Consider the following 22,026-nt stretch of genomic DNA (forward strand, 5'->3'; position numbering starts at 1 on the left):
ATTTACTTAAGATTGAGGAGATTTTCAAAGTTTTGCATTGTAATGAAAGCCATCTCTTCAATTGACTTATCATATACATCACTTAAGGCTTTGGCTACATAAGGAACGTATTTTGGTTCATTAGACTTTCCTCTATAGGGCATCGGTGCAAGATATGGACTATCTGTTTCAATGAGCACGCGATCCAGTGGCACTTGCTTGGCCACATCACGCAAATCTTGTGCATTTTTAAAAGAAACAATGCCTGAAAATGACACGTAATAACCGCAATCTAAGACCGCTTTTGCCGTTTCCCAATCTTCAGTAAAACAATGCAAAATACCGTGAGTGGATTTCTCTGCACGGATAATATCCACCGTATCATGCTTTGCAGAACGGGTATGAACAACCACTGGTTTTTTTACAGCTTGTGATGCGTGAATATGGCGGGCAAAGCATTCTTTTTGCTCTGCAATAAAGTCTGTACTATGAAAATAGTCCAGCCCTGTTTCACCAATCGCCCAAACCTTTTCAGGTTGTGCTAATTCAATGAGATATTCTTCTGTTGCCCGAGCCATCGTTGCAGGATCTTCACATGGGTGAACCCCAACGGAATAACCCACATCAGCATGACGTGATGCAATTTTTGAAAGTTCGATATGGTCATCTAGATCAACCGAGATACTCATAAATTTTGAGACCCCGGCTTGACGAGCCTGATCCAATGCAAGATCTAAATTACCCTCATAAGGGCTTAAGTCAAGCATGGTTAAATGGCAATGGGTATCTACAAACACAATATGTACCTACAAGTCTTCACTGTTGTAACTACATAGTGTAACTTCTACGCCCCTCAGATTTAAGCCCTGCAAGTAAACGTTCTGCTTCTGTTTTGAAATAAACGCCTTTTTCGCCGCTTAATTGAATTCCAAAGCCTTGTGGTTTAATGCCATTTTGCTTTTGCGAAATCCAAATCACTTTCCCTGTCAAAGGAATTTTTATACTTTGTTCAGGCAAAGTCGCCAATAAGAAAACCTCATCACCCATTTTCACAGCTTGCTTTGATGGTACAAATAAACCGCCACCAACGACATAAGGCATGTAGCTCGCAAAAAGTGTTTCCACATCTGGAATATTAGCGTGAACGATCCCGCCCATACGTGGTTGCATGATGTTTCCCCTTAATTAAACATTCATCAGTTTGATGCAAAGCTCATCTACGACCAGATTCCCCTGTACGTTCTGCTCAATGAACTGCTTAGACTGCTGTAATTCTGTATAAATCCCAAAGAGTGTTTCGAGCGAATATTGCTCTGCCAACACCCCAAAATCCAAATCTATATTTTTTATGGATTGATTTAGCTTGACACAAATTATATCGGACAACAAGTATTCAAACATTTGACTAAAATCACTAAAACTCAGAGCTTTATTCCACTTGGTCGCAATTGCCATCGGCATATTTTTTTGTGTCACAAGTTTTTGCCAATCTTGTAGAAACTCTTGGCGCATATTTAGCCATTCACTACTTGCCAATGAAATCGCTTGTAATGGCATTTGACTAGCTAAGTTCATGAGAACTTTGCGCTGGGTTTCACCACTATCGGGCAAATGCTGCTGTAAATATTGCTGTGATTGTTCCGGTTCAATACGATCCAATGCATAGTGCTGCATTCGACTGCGAATGGTTGCCGGCAATTTCAAATAATGCTCTGCCAATAACATAATCACAATCCGCTCGCCCGGCTCTTCCAATGTTTTCAGCAATGCATTTGATGATGCAATGTTTAATGCTTCAGCAGGCTCAATCAACACAACTCGCCAACCGTCTACGGTTTGCTGTACAAAAGGCAATAAATCACGAATTTTCTCGATTTTAATTTTGGCGTTTTGCTTTTTATTGTCTTCATCTGTACTGATATGGACAAAATTTGGATGTGTATCTGACTTTAACCACTGGCAACTCCCACACTCACCACATGGCTCAGTTCGCTCATCACGTTTTTGACACAGCACCCAAGCAAGAAATTGTTTTGCAAATGCCTCTTTACCACAGCCTTTTTTGCCATACAAAAGCACGCCATGTCCCAGTTGTGGAAAACGGCTGGTTAATGTATTCCATGTATTTTGCTGCCAAGGGTACACTTGCGCCACAATGTCATTTTGCATAAATCGTTAAACCTTATTCGAAGTTTGAAACATCCATTTGGTTCAAACGATCAAGGTCAGCTTGAGTATCTACGCCCGGTGGTAGGTTCGCTTCTGCCACAGCAATGGCAATACGGTGACCATTTTCCAAAACGCGTAATTGTTCAAGGCTTTCTAATTTTTCTAGTACACCCATATCCCAAGTGACATATTCTTGAAGGAGTTTTACGCGGTATGCATAAAGTCCTAAATGACGAAAAGCTTGATCATGCAAGGTTTTTTCAGCTTGCTTTGCACCGTCTCGGTCATAAGGAATAGTCGCACGACTGAAATAAAGCGCTTGATTGTGCTTTGACATCACCACTTTGACAATGCTGTCACGTTGAAATTCTTCTAGACTATGAATCGGCTCGCAGAGTGTCGACATCGAACATGTCGGCTGATCTACAAGTAATTGTGCAACTTGTTTTACCAATTGAGCGGGAAGCAAAGGTTCATCACCTTGCACATTGACAATAATGTCATCACTTGCCCAACCTTTGATACGCGCAACTTCACTTAAACGATCTGTCCCAGATGGATGCTCTGCAGAGGTCAATACCACATCAACCCCTTCCGCACGACACACTGCGGCAATACGTTCATCATCTGTAGCAACACAAAGATCATCGAATCCTGCAACTTTTTTGGCTTGATCGACCACACGTAAAATCATCGGACGGCCATGAATTTCAAGCAATGGCTTACCTGGTAAACGTGAACTTGAAAAACGTGCAGGAATAACAATATGTTTCATAAATTAAATGCCTTCGGGAAGTTTCAGACCCAGTTGTTTCAACTGTGCATGCAAAGTTTCATAACACGCAGGTGACAACACTGCATCTACAGGAACAACCCATATTTCTCTTTTAAAATCTGGATTATTTTTGAGGATCGCTAAAATTTTAACTGCATCTTTTTCAGTAGTAATGATGGGATTGGCATCTTCAAACTGCAAATCACTCAGTTCATATTCATAATGATCTGGGAATTCATGACATTGAAATTGATGAATCCCCATGTTTTCTAGGGTTTTATAAAATCGTTGCGGAAAACCGATACCCACTACGGCATAAAAATCTTTATTTGCATCAAATGTCGTCACAAGATCTTTATTGAGCAAATAAGGCTGCGCCGCTTCTAGGTGCATATTCAGTGGAGAACTTGGATCTGCTGAATGCTCAATGACCGTTCCACTGGCAAGGCGCTTTTTCGGTTCACGCAAATAACCTTCGGGTAATAATTTTTCATTGCCTAAACCACGGTTATTATCCAACACGATCCACTCCAACTGACGTTGAAGCGCCCAATGCTGCAAACCATCATCACAGATGATCAAATCCAATTCATGCTTGGATAGTAGCAGCTCAATACTTTGCTGGCGATTTGGACCGACCGCCATTGGCACACCTGTAGACTGAACGATTAAGCTCGGTTCATCACCCACGATTTCAGCCGTCGAGTCTAAATCCACATAGGCCGGAAATGGTCCTTGACCACCATAGCCACGACTGATCACACCAACACGCAGGTTTAAGCTATTTAAATAACTGACCAAGTGAATGAGCAAGGGGGTTTTGCCACTCCCACCCACTGTGATATTTCCAATGACCATGACTGGAATAGGCGCTTTATAGCTTTGCTTAATACCTGATTGATAGAGTTTTTTATTAAGTAAAAAGCCGCCACGATAAAGCCATGACAAAGGTCTAAACACAATGAGCCACTTTGCCTGTTCATTCCAAGCATCCTGAATCAATTGTGCAAAAGACATGTCTTAATTTTCCTCAAAATTACGCTGATGAAGTTGGTAATATGCACCACGTTGTGCCATCAATTCCGTATGAGAACCTTGTTCAATAATACGCCCTTTATCCATCACTACAATACAGTCTGCATTTTCAATGGTCGATAAACGATGCGCAATCACGATCGTGGTACGATCTTGCATCGCAGCGTCAAATGCTTGCTGAATAAAAAATTCAGATTCATTATCCAGCGCACTGGTCGCTTCATCTAAAATTAAGATCGGTGCATTTTTCAAAATGGCACGTGCAATCGCAATCCGTTGACGTTGACCACCTGATAGATTTAAACCTTGGGCACCCAATGGTGTGTCATAACCTTGCGGTAAATCCATAATAAAATCATGTGCAAATGCAGCTTTAGCAGCAGCAATGACTTGTTCATCTGTTGCATGCTCGAGCTGACCATAAGCAATATTTTCACGCACTGTACGGTTAAACAAAACCACTTGCTGATTGACCATCGAAATCTGAGTACGCAAGCTATTGAGCTCTATGTCGTGAATATCATGCTGATCAAGCAACAATTGGCCTGAGGATACCTCTTGGTAACGCACCAACAGATTGACCAGTGAGGTTTTACCTGCACCTGAACGCCCAACCAATGCAACAGTTTGCCCTGCATTCACTTTTAAATTGAAGTCATGAATCGCATGGTGACCATCGGCATAGATCAAATTAACATTTTTAAATTCGACATCACCTTTCAAAGCAGGCTTAAGCGTGCCGTTATTTACTTCTTCAGGCATATCAAGCAATTCAAAAACTGAATAAGCTGCTGCCATGCCTCGTTGTAGTTTTTCATTGACATCCGTTAAGGTTTTAATCGGCTTACTCAGCATACCTGCGGCAGTGATATACGCTACAAACTCACCTGCTGTTGTATCTTGTAGAATCTCTGGGCGTAGCGCGATATACATCACGATACTGAGCGCGATCGACATAATCAGCTGAACAATTGGGCTATTGAGTTGCTGCACCACAACCATTTTTAAGCCGCGGCGTAAGTTCTCCATTGAGCTTTCATAAAAACGTTTTTGTTCATAATCTTGCCCTGCAAAGCCCTTCACCACTAGGTTGCCTTGTACTGTCTCTTGCACCACATGGTTAACGTCACCCATGGTACTTTGTACTTGCATGGATAATTTACGCATGCGTTTCGACGCTTTACGAATGATCAGCCCAATAATTGGGCCAAAAATTAAAATACATAGAGTTAAACGCCAGTTGGTATACAGCAAATAACCCAATAATGCGATGGTAATCAGACCCTGTTGTACAATCGTTTTCAGTGACTCAGATGATGCTGCCGTCAACTGTTCAACGTTATACATAATTTTTGCAGTGATATGACCGCTCGAATTATCTAAATAATATTGCGAAGGCAAACGCATGAGTTTTGCGAACACTTGCTGACGAATATTAAAGATTAAGTTTCGAGAAATCACTGCGGTAAAGTATCCCCCCATGAACAAACCGAGTCCACGGAAGAACATCAATAAAACCACCAAGAGTGGAAATAAGGTTGTAAAGCTTTGATCTTTGTTTTGAATGGCTTCAATAATGCGTTCCAATAATTTTGCGACAGAAACTTCTGTCGCAGCATTAATACCGAAACCAAGCAAAACCAGCAGGCCGATTCCCCAAAAAGGTTTTAAATAACTTAATAGGCGTAAATAGACCTTAAAATCGTGCTTCACTAATAACCTCGAGTTGGAACTTTAGTACTGATGTTGACATTCACAAATCCAAGTTGACCTGCAACATCCATCACCCGAATCACATCTTGATGTGTTGCTTTTGCATCTGCGGCAATCACAAACATTAAATCACGACGATCATTGGCTGTCTGTTTAATTGCAGTATTCAAATCAGAAACTTCTTTACTGGCCAATGACTGACCATTGACAGAATAATGGCCTGATGAATCCACCACAACTTCAATTTTTTGATCATAGTTTTTAGGTGGAACACCTTGTGCATCTGGCAAAGTGAGGTTCATTCGACTCATCTGATTAAAGGTAGTCGAGAGCAACAAGAACACCAAAATAAACATCAAACAGTCAATCATCGGTGTGAGGTTGATATGAATATCTTCAACCTGACGACGTTTAAATTTCATGCGCAGTCTCCACTCAGCTGGCTTTCTGAATGTCCTGACTTTCTACTTCAGGTGTTTTTTTATAAAACAAAGCGGCATGAAACAATGTCGACTGCTGTTCTAACTCAGCCACATATTCCTGAACCAAACGTTGGAAATAACGATGCGCAAATAATGCAGGCACAGCAATTAACATACCTGCAGCAGTGGTAATCAAGGCTTTTGAAATACCCGGCATCATTAACACTGGATCACTATTAGTACCAATATCAATCATTAAGAATGCTTCAATGATACCGATCACCGTACCCAACAAACCTAGTAACGGTGCAACAGCGCTTAAGGTGCCCAAAAAGTTGATATTTTTTTCTAAATAACCAATTTCTTGTGACGCTGTGACTTCCATTTGCGCACGTGCATATTGCTCGTTTTGATCTTTACTAGCGTAACCTGCGCCCAATACACGACCCAATGTACTTTGCTGTAAACTTGGACTTTGCTTTAGCTGCTGCACCACATCTTTCACCGATGTGTTTACATTCATCATCAAGTCTTTTGGCAACACCATTGATTTCTTTAAACGAATAAAGCGCTCAATGGTAATGGCTACCGTAAAGATCGAACAAATGACGAGCGGGATCATTAACCACCCGCCCGCTTTGACTAATTCCCACATTTGATTTTCCCCAATAAATCGAATTTAAAAATTATTCAGCTAGACAAATATTTAAAATGCCATCTAGCTCTTCAAGAGTATGGTAGCTAATCACCAGCTTGCCTTTCCCTTGTTTATTATGATCAATTTTCACGTCTGCACTGAAACGATCAGAGAGACGTTGTGTCAGTTGTTGAATGTCTGATGAAACAATTGGTTTAGCTTTTTGTTGTTTTGGTGCATTCAAATCACGAACAAATTGTTCGGTTTGACGTACAGACATACTTTTTTCAATCACCATTTCAGCAACTTTAAGCTGATCTTTGGCTTTTAACGTCAAGATCGCACGTGCATGCCCCATATCGAGCAAACCTTGCTGCATAAAGTCTTTGACTTGATCCGCTAAAGACAAGAGGCGTAGCAAGTTACTAATCGTGGTACGTGCTTTACCAACCGTATCGGCAATCTCTTGATGACTTAAACCAAATTCGTCATGGAAGCGTTGTAAAGCCATGGCTTGATCGATTGGGTTCAAATCTTGACGTTGAATGTTTTCAATCAACGCCAAGGCAATTGCCACTTGGTCACTCAAGTCACGAACAATGGCTGGAACTTCGGTTAAACCTGCAAGCTGAGCCGCACGCCAACGACGCTCACCTGCAATAATTTCGTAGGGATGCTTTTCATCTTCGACAGGACGAATGACGATTGGTTGCATGACACCATGCTTTTCAATCGATGCAGCAAGTTCTTGTAAATCTTGTTCTTTAATGAAACGACGCGGTTGATACTCGCCGCGTTTCAATAAATGCACATCAATTTGTTTTAACTGTCCATGATCTAAAGCTTTTGCTTCGAGCTGTAGTTTTTCTTTTTGGATTGAGCCGAGTAAGGCATCCAGACCACGACCTTTAGCCAGTCCGCGTTTTTTTACGGTCATGCTTTAGTTCCTTTTTTTACTTTGGTTTTTTTTAACATCTCAGCTGCCAAGTTCAAATAAGCAACTGCACCCTTCGAGCTTTTTTCAAAATAAATCACTGGCAAACCGTGCGCAGGCGCTTCAGCCAAACGAATATTACGCGGAATGACCGTGTCATAAAGTTTCTGACCGAAGTATTGTTCAAGCTCAGCAGACACATCACGTGTTAAGGCATTACGCGCATCGTACATGGTACGAAGCACACCCACGATCTCTAGATCTGGGTTTAAAGCTTGCTGAATACGGTCAATGGTTTGGGTTAAGTCAGCCAAACCTTCCAAGGCATAATATTCACACTGCATTGGAATCAGCACCGCACGTACCGCTGCAAGGGCATTGACAGTGATCAAACTTAAACTTGGTGCACAATCGACAATAATATAGTCGAAGTCTTTTTCAACGCTTGCCAACGCTTCACGCAAAATAAACTCACGACCGTCTTGATCCGCAATCGCCAGTTCAACGCCGGCTAAGTCACGGTTTGCACCTAAAACTTTATAGCCCACTTCCGCTTTATAAATAGCGGTTTCAATCGGCACTTCACCAAGTAAGACATCCGTGACTGAATACAACAAATCATTTTTTTGAATGCCCGAACCCATCGTGGCATTGCCTTGTGAATCCATGTCCACAAGTAAAACTCGTTTTTTTAATATGGCTAAAGATGCAGCCAAGTTCACAGCCGTTGTGGTTTTACCTACGCCACCCTTTTGGTTTGCAATCGCAATAATTTGAGCCATGGTAACCCCAGTCCTTTGAAAATTTTAAATACGTTTAAGAAAAATTAAATGACGCTGCTCATCAAGTCGTGGAACTTTTAATGCAACGATATCAATCTTGAAATCACTTTTTAGTGTTTCAACTTCTTCTTCAGGAATTAAGCCTTTCATCGACGCGATAATACTTTGCGCATGCATATACGGTTTAGACGCATCCACAAAATCCGTTAACGACGCAAAAGCACGACTCGTAATCACATCAAACTGCCCCAGTTCATTAATGCTGTCTTCATTTTCGACACGTGTTTGTACCGCAATGACATTTTTTAGTTTTAAGTCAGCAATAAATTGTTTTAAGAATCGAATTTTTTTACCGTTGGCATCTAAAAGCACACATTCACGTTCAGGCTGACACAGTGCAATGATCATGCCCGGCATGCCACCACCCGTACCGATATCCAATAAACGACCTGCAGGCAAATCATTTAGGATACTTAAGCTATCCAATAAATGCTTAACCAACATTTCTTTAGGATCACGAATAGCAGTCAAGTTATACGCTTTGTTCCACAGCACTAGGGCATCTTGGTATTTCAGCAATAGATTTAATGCTTCTTCACTCAAATCTAAGCCAAGCTTTTGACTACCTTGCTTTAAGTCTTGAAAAAAAGGATGCATAAAGAAGACATCTCAATAAAAATTAACTGAAGTATACCGATTTCTAAGCCGTGGAACAGTAGCTAACGCTTAGCGAATATGCACTTAATCGTACATGCCTTGGCGAATCTGTAGATCTAGATCACTTAAACGCTCAGGTGTGCCAACATCAACCCACGCAGTTTGCATTTTCTCTGCAGAAATTTTTCCATCCAACATAGCTTGTTTCAATAAAGGTGCGAGCGGACGCTTGCCAGCTTCCAATCCATTAAACATGTTTGGATGTATAACTGCGATTCCGCTATAGGTGAGTGCCTCGCCTGTATGTTCTTGCTCAAAGGTATAACTACGCCCAGCATCCAAGATAAAATCACCCTTTGGATGTTGCGTTGGGTTAGTCACATAGACCAAGTGTGCCAAGTCATCTTTTAGCTCAACATTGAGCAAGGCTGAAAAATCGTAGGTCGTCCAAACGTCACCATTGACTAAAATAAACGGTTCTGTCCCAAGCAAAGGTAAGGCATTAATAATACCACCGGCTGTTTCCAAGCCTTCTGCTTCACGTGTCCAGCGAATATCCACACCAAACTGCGAGCCATCGCCCAAAGTACCAATCAATATATCTGCAAGCCATGCAGAATTGATGATGATTTCAGTTACGCCAATTTTTTTTAGCTTTTCTATATGCCAAACAATCAGTGGTTTTCCACCCACTTCAAGCAAAGGCTTTGGCTTATACAATGTTAAAGGGCGCATCCGATTTCCGAGACCCGCCGCTAAAATCATGGCTTTCATTATGCAACAACCTCATAAGTGCCGTATTTGGCTTCAAATTTCGGCAATACTTTAGCCTGAATAAATTGCATAAAAGGTTGTAATTCTGCATACGGTTTACTTTCTTCAAGTAAATACCACATCACACGCGGCAAATCTTTGAGATAACCTGACTTACCATCACGCTCAAATAAGCGCACAAAAATACCTAAAATTTTGATATGACGTTGAATCGCCATGAGGTCTGCGTCTTGTTTGAATTGCTCAAAGCTACGACCTTCTTTTGCCGATGCAGGTAGCAAATCATAGAATGTTTTAAACCATGCATAAACGCGATCTGCATTCCACTGCACATAAGCATCACGTGTGATTGAGATCAAATCATAAGTATCTGCACCAATCACAGCATCTTGGAAATCAATCACGCCCTGATCTTGCTCACCGTCAAGTACCATCAAATTACGGCTATGAAAATCACGATGCACAATCACTTGAGGCTGAGCCAATGCAGCATTGGCTAAGATAGCAAAGGTACGTTTAATGAGTGCCGATTCTTCTGCAGTTGGCTGCACTTGTAGAGATGGCAATAACCAATCGGTTAACAGCTCCATTTCAGAAATCAGCTTTTCATAGGCATATGCAGGAAAATGAGCAGCACCATCAATTGACTGTAATTGAATCAACTGTTTAAAACTTTGAGCATAATGTGCGTCTACTGTTTGATCATTTAACAATGTCGACAACAAAACATCACCAAAATCTTCTAACAATAAGAAGCCTTGATCAAGGTCTTTGGCCACGATATGTGGTACACGCACACCATGTGCATCAAAAAATTCATCAATCGACACAAAAGGACCACAATCTTCTTTTTCTGGTGGTGCATCCATAAGCATAAATGTTTTATTATTCAATTTGATTCGTGCATAACGACGGAAGCTTGCATCGCCTGCTAAGAAGTTAATTTCAAATTGATCTGAACCGAGTACAGATGAAATCCATGTTTGTATCAATTGTTCACGTTGTGTATTCATTTGCGATAAATTCTAATACAGGCTGAGTTTTTAAAGTGCTAAGTGTAGCTACTTATCAACTTTTTCTCTATGATGCGACAATAATTAATTGCGATTAAGCATACCTGGTTAATGAGACAAATGAAGCATCAGTTTAAATTTAATCCTTTAGCGACTGCGATCTTAACCCTTCTATGTGGTAGCTCGTTACCAAGCTATGCAGCACCTGTTTCAAACCCGTCCACGGATGACGATACAGAACAACTCAAACAAAGCATTTCAGAAGCTTATCCGGGGCAGCAGTTCTTCGAACAATATTATGTCGATAAGTCTGCACCTGAAGCACAGATTCGCAACACCAATCAATTAAGTTCAGCGTTTTGTACAGGCACGTGGATTACCCCTGTTGCGCCAACAACGAAAGCAGTCGCACCTGAAGATGCAACCTCAACCATTACCGCAGACTATGGTCATTTTGACCCGAATGGCGATTCCATTCTTGAAGGTAATGTACTGATTGACCAAGAAGGTCGTCAAATTCGTGCCGATCAAATCAAAATTGATAAAACCCAAACCTATGCCAATGCGTCTGGCCGCGTACAAATGGCACAGTCTGGGTTGATCTCTCAAAGCGATTCCATTGATTACAATTTAAAAACCCAACAGGGTGATTTAAATAACAGTTTCTTTATTGCTGAACAGCAACATGCGCATGGTCGTGCTGAAAAAATTTCACGCACTTCAACCGAAACACTTGAATTAGAAAATGCGGTTTATACCACTTGTCCACCCGATGAAAAACCAACGTGGAAAATTCAAGCAGACAAAATTAAGCTGAATCAAGAAACTGGTCGTGGCGAAACAAAAGGAACAACACTTTATGTAAAAGATGTTCCGGTCATGGCTGTACCCTACTTCAACTTCCCGATTGATGACCGCCGTACCACAGGTATTTTGACCCCAAGCTTTGGTTTTACCAATGACGGTGGTATTGAACTCGCAGTACCGGTTTATCTGAACCTTGCACCAAACTATGATGCTACAGTAACGCCGCGTTATATCGCAGATCGTGGCGCAATGATGGAAGGTGAATTCCGTTATTTAACTAAAAATTTTGGTTCAGGGATGGTTTGGGGTGGTTATTTACCATCCGACCAAAAGTATGACGATCAAGATCGTAAAGACTTACATTTCCTCCATAACTGGAAAATTAACGATCAATTCACGACAAATTTAGAATACAACTATGCATCTGATAAAGACTATTTCTCAGATCTCAATAATAATCCAAACTCAAAAACTGACCTGAACTTACGCCGTGCATGGGAACTCAATTATAAAAATGGTATCCCCGGCCTAAAAGCACAGCTTAAAGTTGAAGACTTCCAAACACTGGATAAAACTGTCAGTGATGAAGACCGTCCGTATGCGCGCTTGCCGCAATTCCTACTGAACTACAAGACTGGTAATCCGCTCGGCTTACAGTACGAATTTAACAACGATACAGCATATTTTAAAAAGAATCTGCGTGGCGATAATATTCCGCAAAACAATAGTGATGCGACAATGTATGAGCCAAGTGGTGCACGTATTTATAACGACTTTAGTGTGCGTTATAACTATCGTAACCCATGGTCTTTTGTAATTCCAGAAGTGTCTATTCGTAACGTAAACACGATTTATGATCAAGATACTGTTGATCGTGCCAATACAAATAACAATCACTCTAGTAGTGAAAGTAAATCGGTCATTGTACCGCAATTTACTTTAGATGCGGGTCTTGTGATGGAGCGCGAAGGTCGTTATCTACAAACTTTAACGCCACGTTTCTTCTACGCGTATTCTCCATACAAAAACCAAGACACTAACCCAAACTTTGACTCAACCACAGCATCAATTAACTATGACCAGTTGTTTAGCCCGCGTCGTTTCTACGGTAATGACCGTTTAGAAGACAACAACTTCGCATCTCTAGGTTTAAGCTATAGTTTATTTGATGATGTAGGTCTTGAGCGTTTAAAAGCTAGCGTTGGTCAAAGTTTCTATTTTGAAGACCGCCGCGTCACGCTAAACAACGTCTCTGATAAATTTGATACCGAACGCCATACTGGCCCTGTCGTGAGCATTTCTAGCCAGCTATCTGACAGCATCAGTGTCAATGCCAATTCTGCATGGATGGCGAATGGTGATAATGCTCAGCGCGATATTCAAATGTATTACACAGGAAATAAAGGCAATTTATACAATGTCGGTTATTTCTATCGTAAAGACATTCCGAACCGCCAAGACAGCTATGACCAAGCAGTAGCATCGTTTATTCAACCTATTCACAATAACTGGCGTATTATCGGTCATGCACAATATGACCTCGACAACAGTATTGCGCGTGAATATTTACTTGGTGTGAACTACGAGTCATGCTGCTGGGGTGTTTCAGTTTATGGTCGTTCGTACTATAACGATTTAGATGATGTAACATCTTCAGATGTTAAACCAAAACGTGCCATTATGGCGGAGTTCACCCTAAAAGGTTTAGGTGGCTTCAACAATAAATTAACCTCTTTGCTTGAAAACCGAGTGTTGGGTTTTAACAATATTAATCAATCTTGGACAGAACGTTAATGAAGACAAAACAGTTAAAACAAATTTTTAAAGCGTCAGCTTTGGCACTTTGCCTATCGACTTCTGTATCTGTATTTGCTGCTGCGCAACCTAAAGATGAAATTGTAGCTGTCGTTGACAATAGCGTGATTCTACGTAGTGATCTTGATCAAAGCATTGCCGAGATCACTCACCAACTTCAAGCAAAAAAACAAACCGCCCCACCGACCGAATACTTGCAGCAACAAGCTTTAGAACAGCTGATTACGCGCCAAGCACAGCTTGAACAAGTGAAACGCTATAACGTCAAAGCGGATGAAAAATCACTCAATGAAGCCGTACTTAAAGTTGCGAAAGATGCCGGCTCTCCAAGCTTAGAAGCGTTTCAGCAAAAATTAGATGCTGTTGCACCAAATACCTATGCAGGTTTACGTGCACGTATCGCTGAAGACATCGCGTTACAACGCCTACGCCAACAGTTGGTCACTTCTCGCATTCAAATCAGTGACCAAGATGTGAAAAACTTCTTAAGTTCACCACAAGGTCAAGCTGCGCTAGGTAATCAAGTCCACGTCTTACATGTACGCGTTGCTAGCAGTGATAATGCCGTTAAAATCGCTGAAGACATTCGCAAAGAACTGGCAGCAAGTAACGATGTTAAAGCGATTACCAACAAATACAGCACCAAAGACATTAAAGTTGACGGTGCAGATATGGGCTTCCGCAACTTATCTGATATTCCAGATGAACTTGCTGCACGTGTAGCACCTTTGCAAGTCGGTCAAACCACTGAACTGATTTCAGTACGTGATGGCGTTCATGTTTTAAAATTGGTTGACCGTAAAGGTGGCGAACAAAAAGCCATTGTTCCACAATACCAAACTCGCCATATCTTGATTCAACCTTCTGAAGTGGTGAGTCCTGAAAACGCAAAACAAATGATAGACAGCTTGTATAACCGCCTGCAAAAAGGTGAAGATTTTGCTGTCTTGGCTTCAACATTCTCGAATGACACCGGTTCTGCTGCCAATGGTGGTAGTTTAGGTTGGGTTAGCCCAGGTGTTATGGTTCCAGAATTTGAAGCGATGATGAAATCAACAGCGAAAGGTGAAATCAGCAAACCTTTCCAATCTCAGTTTGGTTGGCACATCCTGCAAGTAACAGATACACGTCAACAAGACATGACACATGAAGTACAAGAACGTATGGCACGTCAGATTTTAGGTGAGCGTCAATTTGACACTGAACTGGACAGCTGGTTACGTGAAATTCGCAACAATGCCTATGTTGAAATTAAAGATCCTACTCTAGATCGTAAAAAGAAATAAGTGAATAAACAAAAAACCAGCTTCGGCTGGTTTTTTTATGTCGATTCTTATCATCATTCAGCACTTTAGTAATTATTACATACCCTTTGTGAAAACAATCTACTCTTTTATAGGCAAAAAAACCTCCCATTTGGGAGGTTTTTTTTAATTCAATTAACGATTGTTGTTTTCGTCGTCTTGAGCATCTTCAAATTTAGTTTCGCCATCAAAACCAGCATTTTGACCGCCGAAACCACTTTGACCACCGAAGCCACCTTGACCACCAAAGCCACCTTGACCACCGAAGCCACCTTGACCACCGAAGCCACCTTGACCACCAAAGCCACTTTGACCACCGAAGCCACCTTGACCACCGAAGCCACCTTGACCACCGAAGCCACCTTGTTGACCGCCGAAGCCGCCTTGTTGACCACCGAAGCCAGCAGCGCCTTGAGCACCAGCAGGAGCACCAGCAGGACGTGGGTTACGTGCTGGAACAACAGTTGAAATAGCGTGTTTGTAAACCATTTGGCTTACAGTATTTTTTAATAAAACAACGTATTGGTCGAAAGATTCAATATGACCTTGCAATTTAATACCGTTTACAAGGAAGATCGACACTGGAATACGTTCTTTACGGAGAGAATTTAAGAACGGATCTTGTAAAGTTTGACCTTTAGACATGTTATAACTCCAAAAAATAATAAAAATCAGCGCAAAAGCTACCTTTACTTTTCAATTAAAAATTATCAAAAAGGTAGTCTGTAAATTTTGCTTTATCCGTAGCACTTTCGCAAGTCTTCTTGAGCCTGCTGCGCAGTTAAATATGTAGTAAATTTATGCGTTTCTTGCAAAGATCTTAACCAAGTATATTGACGTTTTGCAAGTTGTCGTGTTGCAAAAAGTGCCTTATCCTCCATTTCACTCTGTTTTTCGCTACTTTGATCACTATTTTTCAAAAAATCTAAAGCTTGACGATATCCAACTGAGCGCATAGAGGGTAAATTTTCATCTAAATCGTATTTTTCAATGAGAGCTTTCACTTCATTTAAAAATCCAATTTCCCACATTATTTTTAGACGTTGAGCTATACGCTCATGTAATTCTAATCGGTCTGGCAATAATGCGTAATTATGAAAATTGTAACGGTATGGTACGTTTTTAGGTTGCTCAGCTTGTAACTGCGTAATGGGTTTACCTGTTAATTTAAAAACTTCGAGCGCACGGATAATTCGTTGCTTATCACTCGGTTTAAATTTTTCACCTGCCAATGGGTCTACATTGCACAGTTCTGCATATACAGCGTCCCAACCTTGCGACTCAGCTTTGGCTTCAATTTCAGCACGTACAGCATAGTCTGCACTTGGTAAGTTTGAAGACAACCCTTCCAATAAAGCTTTGTAATACAACATCGTGCCACCGACTAAAATCGGTGTTTTACCTCGGGCATGCATATCATCAATCAGCACACACGCATCTTCCACAAAGTTCGCTGCCGAATACACTTCTAGCGGACTGATAATATCAATCAAATGATGTGGATATTTCTCCAACTCAGCTTTACTCGGCTTGGCCGTACCAATATCCATATCCTGAAAAACCAAAGCAGAATCGACAGAAATTAATTCGAATCCACCTTGCTCGTATAACTCACATGCCAAGGCGGTTTTACCGCTTGCAGTTGGTCCCATTAAGTTGATGACCGGCAATTGATTTGACATGTAAAACTACTCTCCCCGAGCAAAAAGTTTATCTAGCTGTGCCAATGGAAACGCACGCCACGTCGGACGTCCATGGTTACATTGGCTGGCAAATTCAGTTTGTTCCATCTGACGCAGTAATGCATTCATTTCAGATAGACTTAAAATACGGTGTGCGCGTACAGCGCCATGACAAGCCATGCCTGCCAATATTTGATCACGCTTTTGTAGTAACCCTGCAACCTGATCACTTGGGTCTAAATCATTTAATAAATCTGGAATCAGCGCATCAAAGTCTGCTTTATGCAAAATGGCAGGAACACCACGAACAATGACTTGCTCATCGCCATATTGGTCTATTTCTAAACCTAGGCGTGCCAATTGTTCTTTGAGCTCATCGACGCGCATCGCTTGCATCCGACTGATACTGACGACTTTAGGAATCAGCAATTGCTGTGATGTCCAAAACTCAGGTTTATCCCAAGCCGTTTTCATTTGTTGTAAAACAATGCGCTCATGCGCAGCATGCATATCAACAATGATTAAACCTTCGGTGTTTTGGGCCAAAATATAAATACCATGCAATTGCGCAATGGCAATCCCCAAAGGATGCTCATCGACTTTCTGCTGAATATGTTCAGCCAATGCGGTATCCGGATCATTTAACGACTCAGTTTGACGTAAAGGCGCCAAATAACTTTGCAATGCATTATTGAGCTGTCTGGAACCCGCTAAATTTGACTGATATCCAGCACTATTGTTCGACGCATTTGAATATTGCTGTGTATAAGCTTCCTGCCCTGTTGGCGCATGATTAGAAGCATATTGCACTGTTGCAGGTGAACTAAAGTCAGTGAGTCCGCCTGAGATCTCTGGACTGACAAAATTTGAGCCTTGCTCTGCAACTGGCTGAGATTGATGTAATGAAAATTGTTCCTGATGACGCGGCTGCGGAATAATATTTTCGTGTGCCTGCCCGTCGAGTTTCATTGCAGATGACAATTCGGCTGTCGCGGTTTGAAATTGCGCTAAAGTCGATTTGGCAAAATGGCGCACAAACTCATGTACTTCACGTTGATTTAGAAAACGTATTTCATGCTTGGTTGGATGCACATTCACATCGATATTTTCTGGATCAACTTCCATAAATAACAAATAAGCCGCATGTTGATGTCCATGCAAAATACCGTCATAGGCCATGCGAAGTGCATGTGAAACTGTCTTGTCTTTTACGATACGTCCATTCACATAGACATATTGCATATCGGCTTGCGCACGTGCATCTGAAGGATGACCTAACCACCCACTGAGACGCATATTGACGCTATCAGCATCCATCCAGTACGCATTTTCAGTAAATTGACGGCCTAATAATTGTTGCACCCGCTGAAAACGCAGCGCACCACTATCTGCAATAGGCAAGTTCAGCTTAATGCTATTGTTATGCTCAAGGACAAAACGTATATCAAAATGGGTCAGTGCTAAACGACGGACAATTTCTTCGATATGTCCAAACTCAGTCCCCGGTTTTTTGAGGAACTTACGCCGTGCAGGTACATTAAAAAATAAATCTTGCACACGGATGGTGGTGCCTTGCGTCGCTGCCACAGGCTGAATTTCTTGCGAATCAAATGCGGTGCCATTTACTTCGACCTGATAGCCTACACCGTCATCATTTTGGCTACTGGTCAATGTCAAACGAGACACCGCAGCGATCGAAGCCAAGGCTTCCCCACGAAAACCTAGACTTACAATGGCATGCAAATCTTCAGCAGTTTGGATTTTACTTGTGGCATGGCGCATGACCGCCAAAGGTAGATCTTCAGGGTGAATACCCCGACCATTGTCTATTATTTCAATCAGTGTACTGCCGCCTTGTTCAATACGAACAATCAGCTCAGTCGCCCCTGCATCAATGGCATTTTCCAGTAATTCTTTGACCACAGAAGCAGGACGTTCAATCACTTCCCCTGCGGCAATTTGGTTGGCTAAGGCAGGATCAAGCGTTCGAATGCGGCGGGCACTGATTTCATTCAGCATGGTTAAATTTTTGCTCCAAAGCGTTTTGCAAAGTTTCTGAAGAAGAGCTTAAAGTCGCTGTACGGGTGGTTTCATCCGCAGACTTTTCAATATTAATAATTAAATCAGCCTCAGGGATTTCGTCGCCCCCTTTAGATGGCCATTCAAATAAAAATAGGGCGTTCGGCGTTTCTAAATAATCACGGATACCCATAAGTTCAAGCTCATAAGGGTCATTCAGACGATATAAATCAAAATGAAAAATATCTTGTCCTTGAATATTGTAAGGTTCAACTAATGTATAGGTTGGACTTTTTACCGCACCTTGATGACCCAAGTGTTGTAAAAAATAACGTGTTAACGTGGTCTTTCCTGCACCCAAGTCACCAATTAAATACGCTACACCCGTCGTAAAATGCGTCGCCAGTACGGTAGCTAAGTTTTGGGTATCGACTTCACTATTAAGTTCCAGACTGAATGAATACTGCATATTACTCACAACATGTACATAAGAATTAAATATGATAGCATCGCACTGGCTAAAATGGATATGTTCACACTACAGATTGAGCATTTTTCATGATGTGTTCTCTGCTTCATTTGCTCAGTTTTTAGATCTTTCTTCATGCACAGTTTTGAATTTACTCCCCCGATGATCAATGGTGTTAGTGCCAGCAAAGTCTTCCTTGACGGTCAACACACGCAAGCCTCTACCGTCTATGCATATTTGTGTGAACAATTTCCTCATATCCAAGCAGCAGAGTGGCAACAACGATTTAAGGATGGATTGGTCTATGCCGCAAATGGTGACGTTTTAACGATAGACAGTCCTTTTGAAGCCAATCGTCATGTTTATTATTATCGATTCTTAGCGCATGAAATCCATGTTCCTTTTGAGCATCAGATTTTGTTTGAAAATGATCATTTCATTGTGGTCGATAAACCACATTTTCTCACCATGAGTCCAACCGGTCAGTATGTACAAGAAACCTTATTGGTTCGACTCAAAAAACAAACGCAGCTTGAACAGCTAACGCCGATTCATCGTTTAGACCGTGAAACTGCAGGTGTGGTGCTGTTTTCCAAATGTGTCGAAAGCCGTGGGCTGTATCAACAAATGTTTGCCACTCGAAACGTTCAAAAAACCTATCATGCCATTGCAGCTTATCGAGATGAATTAAATTTCCCAATCACAACTCGCTATCGCATGGAAAAAGGTCAACCTTTTTATACAATGCAAATAGTAGATGGTGAACCTAACAGCGAAACCTTCATTCAGCTGATCCAGCAGCATGGAAACCGCGCTAAGTATGAATTAAATCCCCATACCGGCAAGCAACACCAACTTCGTGTACATTTAAATGCTTTGGGCATTCCAATTCAAAATGACCCCTTTTATCCAGTAGTACAACATAAGGCAGATGACGATTTCAGCCAACCTTTACAACTACTTGCGAAACATCTTGAGTTTATCGATCCTGTGACAGAGCAGGCTTTTCAATTCAGTTCTGCCTATGAATTGACACTGTAAATCGATTGTCATTACATTAAATTGATAAAATACTGCCAAACTTTCTTGAATTTAAAACAGTTTTGATTAGAATAAATGCGAAAAGTTAAGTATTTTAAAGCTTTCTAAGAATATGAGAAAAACTGAAGTCTACCAAATCCGCCTCGATTCACAGGAAAAGAAACAGGCCTTTGCCGTGTTTAAACAATTAGGCATTACACCTGCACAGGCTGTACGTCTATTCTTTAAACAAGTTGTTTTAACCAAATCAATCCCCTTCTCTATTGAAAACCAAAATATCAATATTGAACAATTGATTAAGTTACGCAAATTAAAACAACAAGAAGCCCAAGCCATTTCAACCACTGAAATTAGCCCTGCGGAATTAGAAATTTTAAATAATGATCCATTATTAGATGATGATCATCTCGACTTGTTTGAAGAGCTCAATGCAATTTTGGGTGAAGGTGACAAAACTTAACACTGTCGCATTTATAAACAATTTATAAATCAACCAATTTCGAAAATTCGATATGCTTCATGCAAGACTGATAAAAATAGCATGGAGTATAGAAAAAAATGATCGTTCGACGCGCAACAGAAGCAGACCTTCATCCACTTGCTGTTTTATTTGATGAATATCGCCAATTTTATGGCACCTCTTCTAATCTTGATATCTCATATAAATTTCTAAGACAACGTTTTGAAAATAATGAAAGCGTAATTTTTATTTGCTTAAAAGATGATGTGATTACTGGGTTTATCTTACTGTATTTGGGCTTTTCATCTGTGGCTTGTTCAACCTACTATATTTTAGATGATGTCTATGTCAGCCCTGTATATCGTCGTCAGGGTTCAGCCAAACAATTGATCGATACCGCGGTTCTCTTTGCTCAACATGAAGGTGCGCTTCGAATCAGCCTCGAAACTCAAAAAAATAACTATCACTCACATCAGCTCTATGAATCGATGGGCTTCATTAAAGATGATGAATTTCAAACTTATCATTACTTTATTCGCTAATGCCTTGCTCGGCATTAAAAACATCATCAACGCATATTAGAAACGCATCTTTAAATAATTAGCAGACATATTTATGGGCTTTAATACCGCACATTCATCCTTCAAATGATGACGTATCAAAGCCCTGTACCTATTACTGTGAATTTAGATTTTCACGAAATTTCGATTGTTCAATTTGCGCTGCATTCAAATAGATCCATTCACCCTCAGCAATATCTTCAAGCTTTAATTGTCCTATTTGAGCACGATGTAATGTTTCAACTTTATTGCCGACAGCCGCCAACATCCGCTTCACTTGATGATATACCCCTTGATGGACAGTCATTTGCAATTGATGTGAAGCCAATAGCTGTACATCGGTTGCAGCGAAAATGCCTTTTTCGTTTCGAAGCTCCACGCCTTGTTCTAATTGTTGTATTTGCTCAGGTGTCACAGGATCTGCGGTATGCATCGAATACACTTTGGCAACATGCTTTTTAGGGTGTGTAAGCGCTTGTAGATATTGACCATCATCCGTGAGCAGCAACAGTCCAGTGGTGTCTTGATCCAGTCGCCCGACGCATTGCAGACCACGATTTAACAGCACATCATCAAATAATTCAAAAACACTAAAATGATGGGTTGCCTGATGCGAACATTCATAACCTTGAGGTTTATTTAACGCGATATAAACATGCTCACGATAGGTATAGTCCTGTCCATGCACACTGTAAGTTAAATCATTCAAGTCCAGCTTTTGCTTTGGATTATCTACAATCTCACCGCGTATTTCGACCGCACCATTTTTAATCAACTGTTGGCAATATTTACGCGAACCAAAACCTTGTGATTGCAGCATTTTTTCCAAAAACATAGAACAACCTAATAAACACCATATATTGCTATTTTATACTGAACCACGAGCCAACTTGCAGGAAAAATAGCGGAAATAATCTTGAACGCCAGTTTTTAATGTTTCTGCGCTACACTATTGATTATTTATTGAAGTTTCTCACGA

At 41.0% G+C, this 22,026-nt stretch carries 23 protein-coding genes; 5 read left to right on the forward strand and 18 right to left on the reverse strand.

The features are described from left to right. Positions 1-2: 2 nt before the first annotated feature. From MST17_RS10125 to MST17_RS10185, 13 genes are all read right to left on the reverse strand, one after another. A complete protein-coding gene (locus MST17_RS10125) occupies positions 3-776 on the reverse strand; it encodes a TatD family hydrolase (protein ID WP_168378895.1) in 774 nt (257 codons plus the stop codon). Between the two features lie 31 nt (positions 777-807). Further along, positions 808-1,149 carry a PilZ domain-containing protein gene (locus MST17_RS10130; protein ID WP_111885061.1) on the reverse strand — a complete coding sequence of 114 codons (342 nt, stop codon included), beginning with the start codon at positions 1,147-1,149 and terminating at the stop codon, positions 808-810. A gap of 15 nt (positions 1,150-1,164) precedes the next feature. Then, a complete protein-coding gene (locus MST17_RS10135; protein ID WP_180010303.1) occupies positions 1,165-2,148 on the reverse strand; it encodes a DNA polymerase III subunit delta' in 984 nt (327 codons plus the stop codon). 13 nt (positions 2,149-2,161) lie between these two features. Next, positions 2,162-2,923, reverse strand: coding sequence for a 3-deoxy-manno-octulosonate cytidylyltransferase (gene kdsB / locus MST17_RS10140; RefSeq protein WP_180026942.1), 762 nt, complete (start codon positions 2,921-2,923; stop codon positions 2,162-2,164). 3 nt (positions 2,924-2,926) lie between these two features. Further along, positions 2,927-3,940, reverse strand: coding sequence for a tetraacyldisaccharide 4'-kinase (gene lpxK, locus MST17_RS10145; RefSeq protein ID WP_180026941.1), 1,014 nt, complete (start codon positions 3,938-3,940; stop codon positions 2,927-2,929). Positions 3,941-3,943: 3 nt separating this feature from the next. After that, complete coding sequence (gene msbA, locus MST17_RS10150; RefSeq protein WP_180007340.1) at positions 3,944-5,671, reverse strand: lipid A export permease/ATP-binding protein MsbA; 1,728 nt, start codon at positions 5,669-5,671, stop codon at positions 3,944-3,946. Then, positions 5,671-6,093: a biopolymer transporter ExbD gene (locus MST17_RS10155; RefSeq protein ID WP_180010301.1), complete on the reverse strand. Its 423-nt coding sequence runs from the start codon at positions 6,091-6,093 to the stop codon at positions 5,671-5,673. The genes msbA and MST17_RS10155 overlap by 1 nt, the downstream gene beginning before the upstream one ends. 13 nt (positions 6,094-6,106) lie before the next feature. Continuing rightward, entirely contained in the window at positions 6,107-6,748 is a 642-nt protein-coding gene (locus tag MST17_RS10160; RefSeq protein WP_180026940.1) for a MotA/TolQ/ExbB proton channel family protein, read from the reverse strand. A 31-nt stretch (positions 6,749-6,779) separates the two neighbouring features. After that, complete coding sequence (locus tag MST17_RS10165) at positions 6,780-7,667, reverse strand: ParB/RepB/Spo0J family partition protein (RefSeq protein WP_111885065.1); 888 nt, start codon at positions 7,665-7,667, stop codon at positions 6,780-6,782. Then, complete coding sequence (locus MST17_RS10170; protein WP_078188958.1) at positions 7,664-8,446, reverse strand: ParA family protein; 783 nt, start codon at positions 8,444-8,446, stop codon at positions 7,664-7,666. The genes MST17_RS10165 and MST17_RS10170 overlap by 4 nt, the downstream gene beginning before the upstream one ends. 24 nt (positions 8,447-8,470) lie before the next feature. Next, on the reverse strand, positions 8,471-9,103 hold the full coding sequence (gene rsmG, locus MST17_RS10175; RefSeq protein WP_180003083.1) for a 16S rRNA (guanine(527)-N(7))-methyltransferase RsmG: 633 nt from the start codon (positions 9,101-9,103) through the stop codon (positions 8,471-8,473). A gap of 84 nt (positions 9,104-9,187) precedes the next feature. Next, a complete protein-coding gene (gene murU / locus MST17_RS10180; RefSeq protein ID WP_180026939.1) occupies positions 9,188-9,877 on the reverse strand; it encodes an N-acetylmuramate alpha-1-phosphate uridylyltransferase MurU in 690 nt (229 codons plus the stop codon). Further along, positions 9,877-10,890 carry an aminoglycoside phosphotransferase family protein gene (locus MST17_RS10185; RefSeq protein WP_180026938.1) on the reverse strand — a complete coding sequence of 338 codons (1,014 nt, stop codon included), beginning with the start codon at positions 10,888-10,890 and terminating at the stop codon, positions 9,877-9,879. The genes murU and MST17_RS10185 overlap by 1 nt, the downstream gene beginning before the upstream one ends. A gap of 120 nt (positions 10,891-11,010) precedes the next feature. Here MST17_RS10185 and MST17_RS10190 point away from each other — a divergent pair, with 120 nt between their 5' ends. Both MST17_RS10190 and MST17_RS10195 read left to right on the forward strand, forming a co-directional pair. After that, positions 11,011-13,491, forward strand: a complete 2,481-nt coding sequence (locus MST17_RS10190) for an LPS-assembly protein LptD (protein ID WP_180026937.1) — start codon at positions 11,011-11,013, stop codon at positions 13,489-13,491. After that, the gene (locus MST17_RS10195; RefSeq protein WP_180026936.1) at positions 13,491-14,798 is read left to right on the forward strand and encodes a peptidylprolyl isomerase; all 1,308 of its coding nucleotides are present in this window, start codon (positions 13,491-13,493) and stop codon (positions 14,796-14,798) included. Before MST17_RS10190 ends, MST17_RS10195 begins: the two co-directional genes overlap by 1 nt. 153 nt (positions 14,799-14,951) lie before the next feature. On the opposite strand, the gene hfq is transcribed toward MST17_RS10195, so the two are convergent. From hfq to tsaE, 4 genes are all read right to left on the reverse strand, one after another. After that, on the reverse strand, positions 14,952-15,461 hold the full coding sequence (gene hfq, locus MST17_RS10200; protein WP_180026935.1) for an RNA chaperone Hfq: 510 nt from the start codon (positions 15,459-15,461) through the stop codon (positions 14,952-14,954). 92 nt (positions 15,462-15,553) lie between these two features. After that, positions 15,554-16,498: a tRNA (adenosine(37)-N6)-dimethylallyltransferase MiaA gene (miaA, locus tag MST17_RS10205; protein ID WP_180026934.1), complete on the reverse strand. Its 945-nt coding sequence runs from the start codon at positions 16,496-16,498 to the stop codon at positions 15,554-15,556. Between the two features lie 6 nt (positions 16,499-16,504). Beyond that, on the reverse strand, positions 16,505-18,517 hold the full coding sequence (mutL, locus tag MST17_RS10210; protein ID WP_180026933.1) for a DNA mismatch repair endonuclease MutL: 2,013 nt from the start codon (positions 18,515-18,517) through the stop codon (positions 16,505-16,507). After that, positions 18,507-18,986: a tRNA (adenosine(37)-N6)-threonylcarbamoyltransferase complex ATPase subunit type 1 TsaE gene (tsaE, locus tag MST17_RS10215; RefSeq protein WP_180007348.1), complete on the reverse strand. Its 480-nt coding sequence runs from the start codon at positions 18,984-18,986 to the stop codon at positions 18,507-18,509. Before tsaE ends, mutL begins: the two co-directional genes overlap by 11 nt. A 135-nt stretch (positions 18,987-19,121) precedes the next feature. On the opposite strand from tsaE, the gene MST17_RS10220 reads away from it, so the two are divergent. The 3 genes from MST17_RS10220 to MST17_RS10230 all read left to right on the forward strand — a co-directional run bounded on the left by MST17_RS10220 (position 19,122) and on the right by MST17_RS10230 (position 21,029). Next, entirely contained in the window at positions 19,122-20,027 is a 906-nt protein-coding gene (locus MST17_RS10220) for a pseudouridine synthase (RefSeq protein WP_180007349.1), read from the forward strand. A 112-nt stretch (positions 20,028-20,139) separates the two neighbouring features. Further along, complete coding sequence (locus MST17_RS10225; protein WP_078189014.1) at positions 20,140-20,487, forward strand: type II toxin-antitoxin system RelB/DinJ family antitoxin; 348 nt, start codon at positions 20,140-20,142, stop codon at positions 20,485-20,487. 98 nt (positions 20,488-20,585) lie between these two features. Beyond that, positions 20,586-21,029 carry a GNAT family N-acetyltransferase gene (locus MST17_RS10230; RefSeq protein ID WP_168378877.1) on the forward strand — a complete coding sequence of 148 codons (444 nt, stop codon included), beginning with the start codon at positions 20,586-20,588 and terminating at the stop codon, positions 21,027-21,029. Between the two features lie 133 nt (positions 21,030-21,162). Here the strand turns inward: MST17_RS10230 and MST17_RS10235 are convergent, their stop codons facing one another. Next, positions 21,163-21,882 carry a pseudouridine synthase gene (locus tag MST17_RS10235; protein ID WP_180026932.1) on the reverse strand — a complete coding sequence of 240 codons (720 nt, stop codon included), beginning with the start codon at positions 21,880-21,882 and terminating at the stop codon, positions 21,163-21,165. Positions 21,883-22,026: the final 144 nt, after the last annotated feature.

It is taken from the genome of Acinetobacter sp. YH16056_T (genome assembly GCF_024605895.1).
Classification (GTDB): domain Bacteria; phylum Pseudomonadota; class Gammaproteobacteria; order Pseudomonadales; family Moraxellaceae; genus Acinetobacter; species Acinetobacter amyesii.

Coding starts and splice junctions, on each gene's coding strand:
- MST17_RS10130 (WP_111885061.1), bottom strand. CDS start 1,149: ATGCAACCACGTATGGGCGGGATCGTTCACGCTAATATTCCAGATGTG.
- MST17_RS10135 (WP_180010303.1), bottom strand. CDS start 2,148: ATGCAAAATGACATTGTGGCGCAAGTGTACCCTTGGCAGCAAAATACA.
- kdsB (WP_180026942.1), bottom strand. CDS start 2,923: ATGAAACATATTGTTATTCCTGCACGTTTTTCAAGTTCACGTTTACCA.
- lpxK (WP_180026941.1), bottom strand. CDS start 3,940: ATGTCTTTTGCACAATTGATTCAGGATGCTTGGAATGAACAGGCAAAG.
- MST17_RS10155 (WP_180010301.1), bottom strand. CDS start 6,093: ATGAAATTTAAACGTCGTCAGGTTGAAGATATTCATATCAACCTCACA.
- MST17_RS10160 (WP_180026940.1), bottom strand. CDS start 6,748: ATGTGGGAATTAGTCAAAGCGGGCGGGTGGTTAATGATCCCGCTCGTC.
- MST17_RS10165 (WP_111885065.1), bottom strand. CDS start 7,667: ATGACCGTAAAAAAACGCGGACTGGCTAAAGGTCGTGGTCTGGATGCC.
- MST17_RS10170 (WP_078188958.1), bottom strand. CDS start 8,446: ATGGCTCAAATTATTGCGATTGCAAACCAAAAGGGTGGCGTAGGTAAA.
- rsmG (WP_180003083.1), bottom strand. CDS start 9,103: ATGCATCCTTTTTTTCAAGACTTAAAGCAAGGTAGTCAAAAGCTTGGC.
- murU (WP_180026939.1), bottom strand. CDS start 9,877: ATGAAAGCCATGATTTTAGCGGCGGGTCTCGGAAATCGGATGCGCCCT.
- MST17_RS10185 (WP_180026938.1), bottom strand. CDS start 10,890: ATGAATACACAACGTGAACAATTGATACAAACATGGATTTCATCTGTA.
- MST17_RS10190 (WP_180026937.1), top strand. CDS start 11,011: ATGAAGCATCAGTTTAAATTTAATCCTTTAGCGACTGCGATCTTAACC.
- MST17_RS10195 (WP_180026936.1), top strand. CDS start 13,491: ATGAAGACAAAACAGTTAAAACAAATTTTTAAAGCGTCAGCTTTGGCA.
- hfq (WP_180026935.1), bottom strand. CDS start 15,461: ATGTCTAAAGGTCAAACTTTACAAGATCCGTTCTTAAATTCTCTCCGT.
- miaA (WP_180026934.1), bottom strand. CDS start 16,498: ATGTCAAATCAATTGCCGGTCATCAACTTAATGGGACCAACTGCAAGC.
- mutL (WP_180026933.1), bottom strand. CDS start 18,517: ATGCTGAATGAAATCAGTGCCCGCCGCATTCGAACGCTTGATCCTGCC.
- tsaE (WP_180007348.1), bottom strand. CDS start 18,986: ATGCAGTATTCATTCAGTCTGGAACTTAATAGTGAAGTCGATACCCAA.
- MST17_RS10220 (WP_180007349.1), top strand. CDS start 19,122: ATGCACAGTTTTGAATTTACTCCCCCGATGATCAATGGTGTTAGTGCC.
- MST17_RS10225 (WP_078189014.1), top strand. CDS start 20,140: ATGAGAAAAACTGAAGTCTACCAAATCCGCCTCGATTCACAGGAAAAG.
- MST17_RS10230 (WP_168378877.1), top strand. CDS start 20,586: ATGATCGTTCGACGCGCAACAGAAGCAGACCTTCATCCACTTGCTGTT.
- MST17_RS10235 (WP_180026932.1), bottom strand. CDS start 21,882: ATGTTTTTGGAAAAAATGCTGCAATCACAAGGTTTTGGTTCGCGTAAA.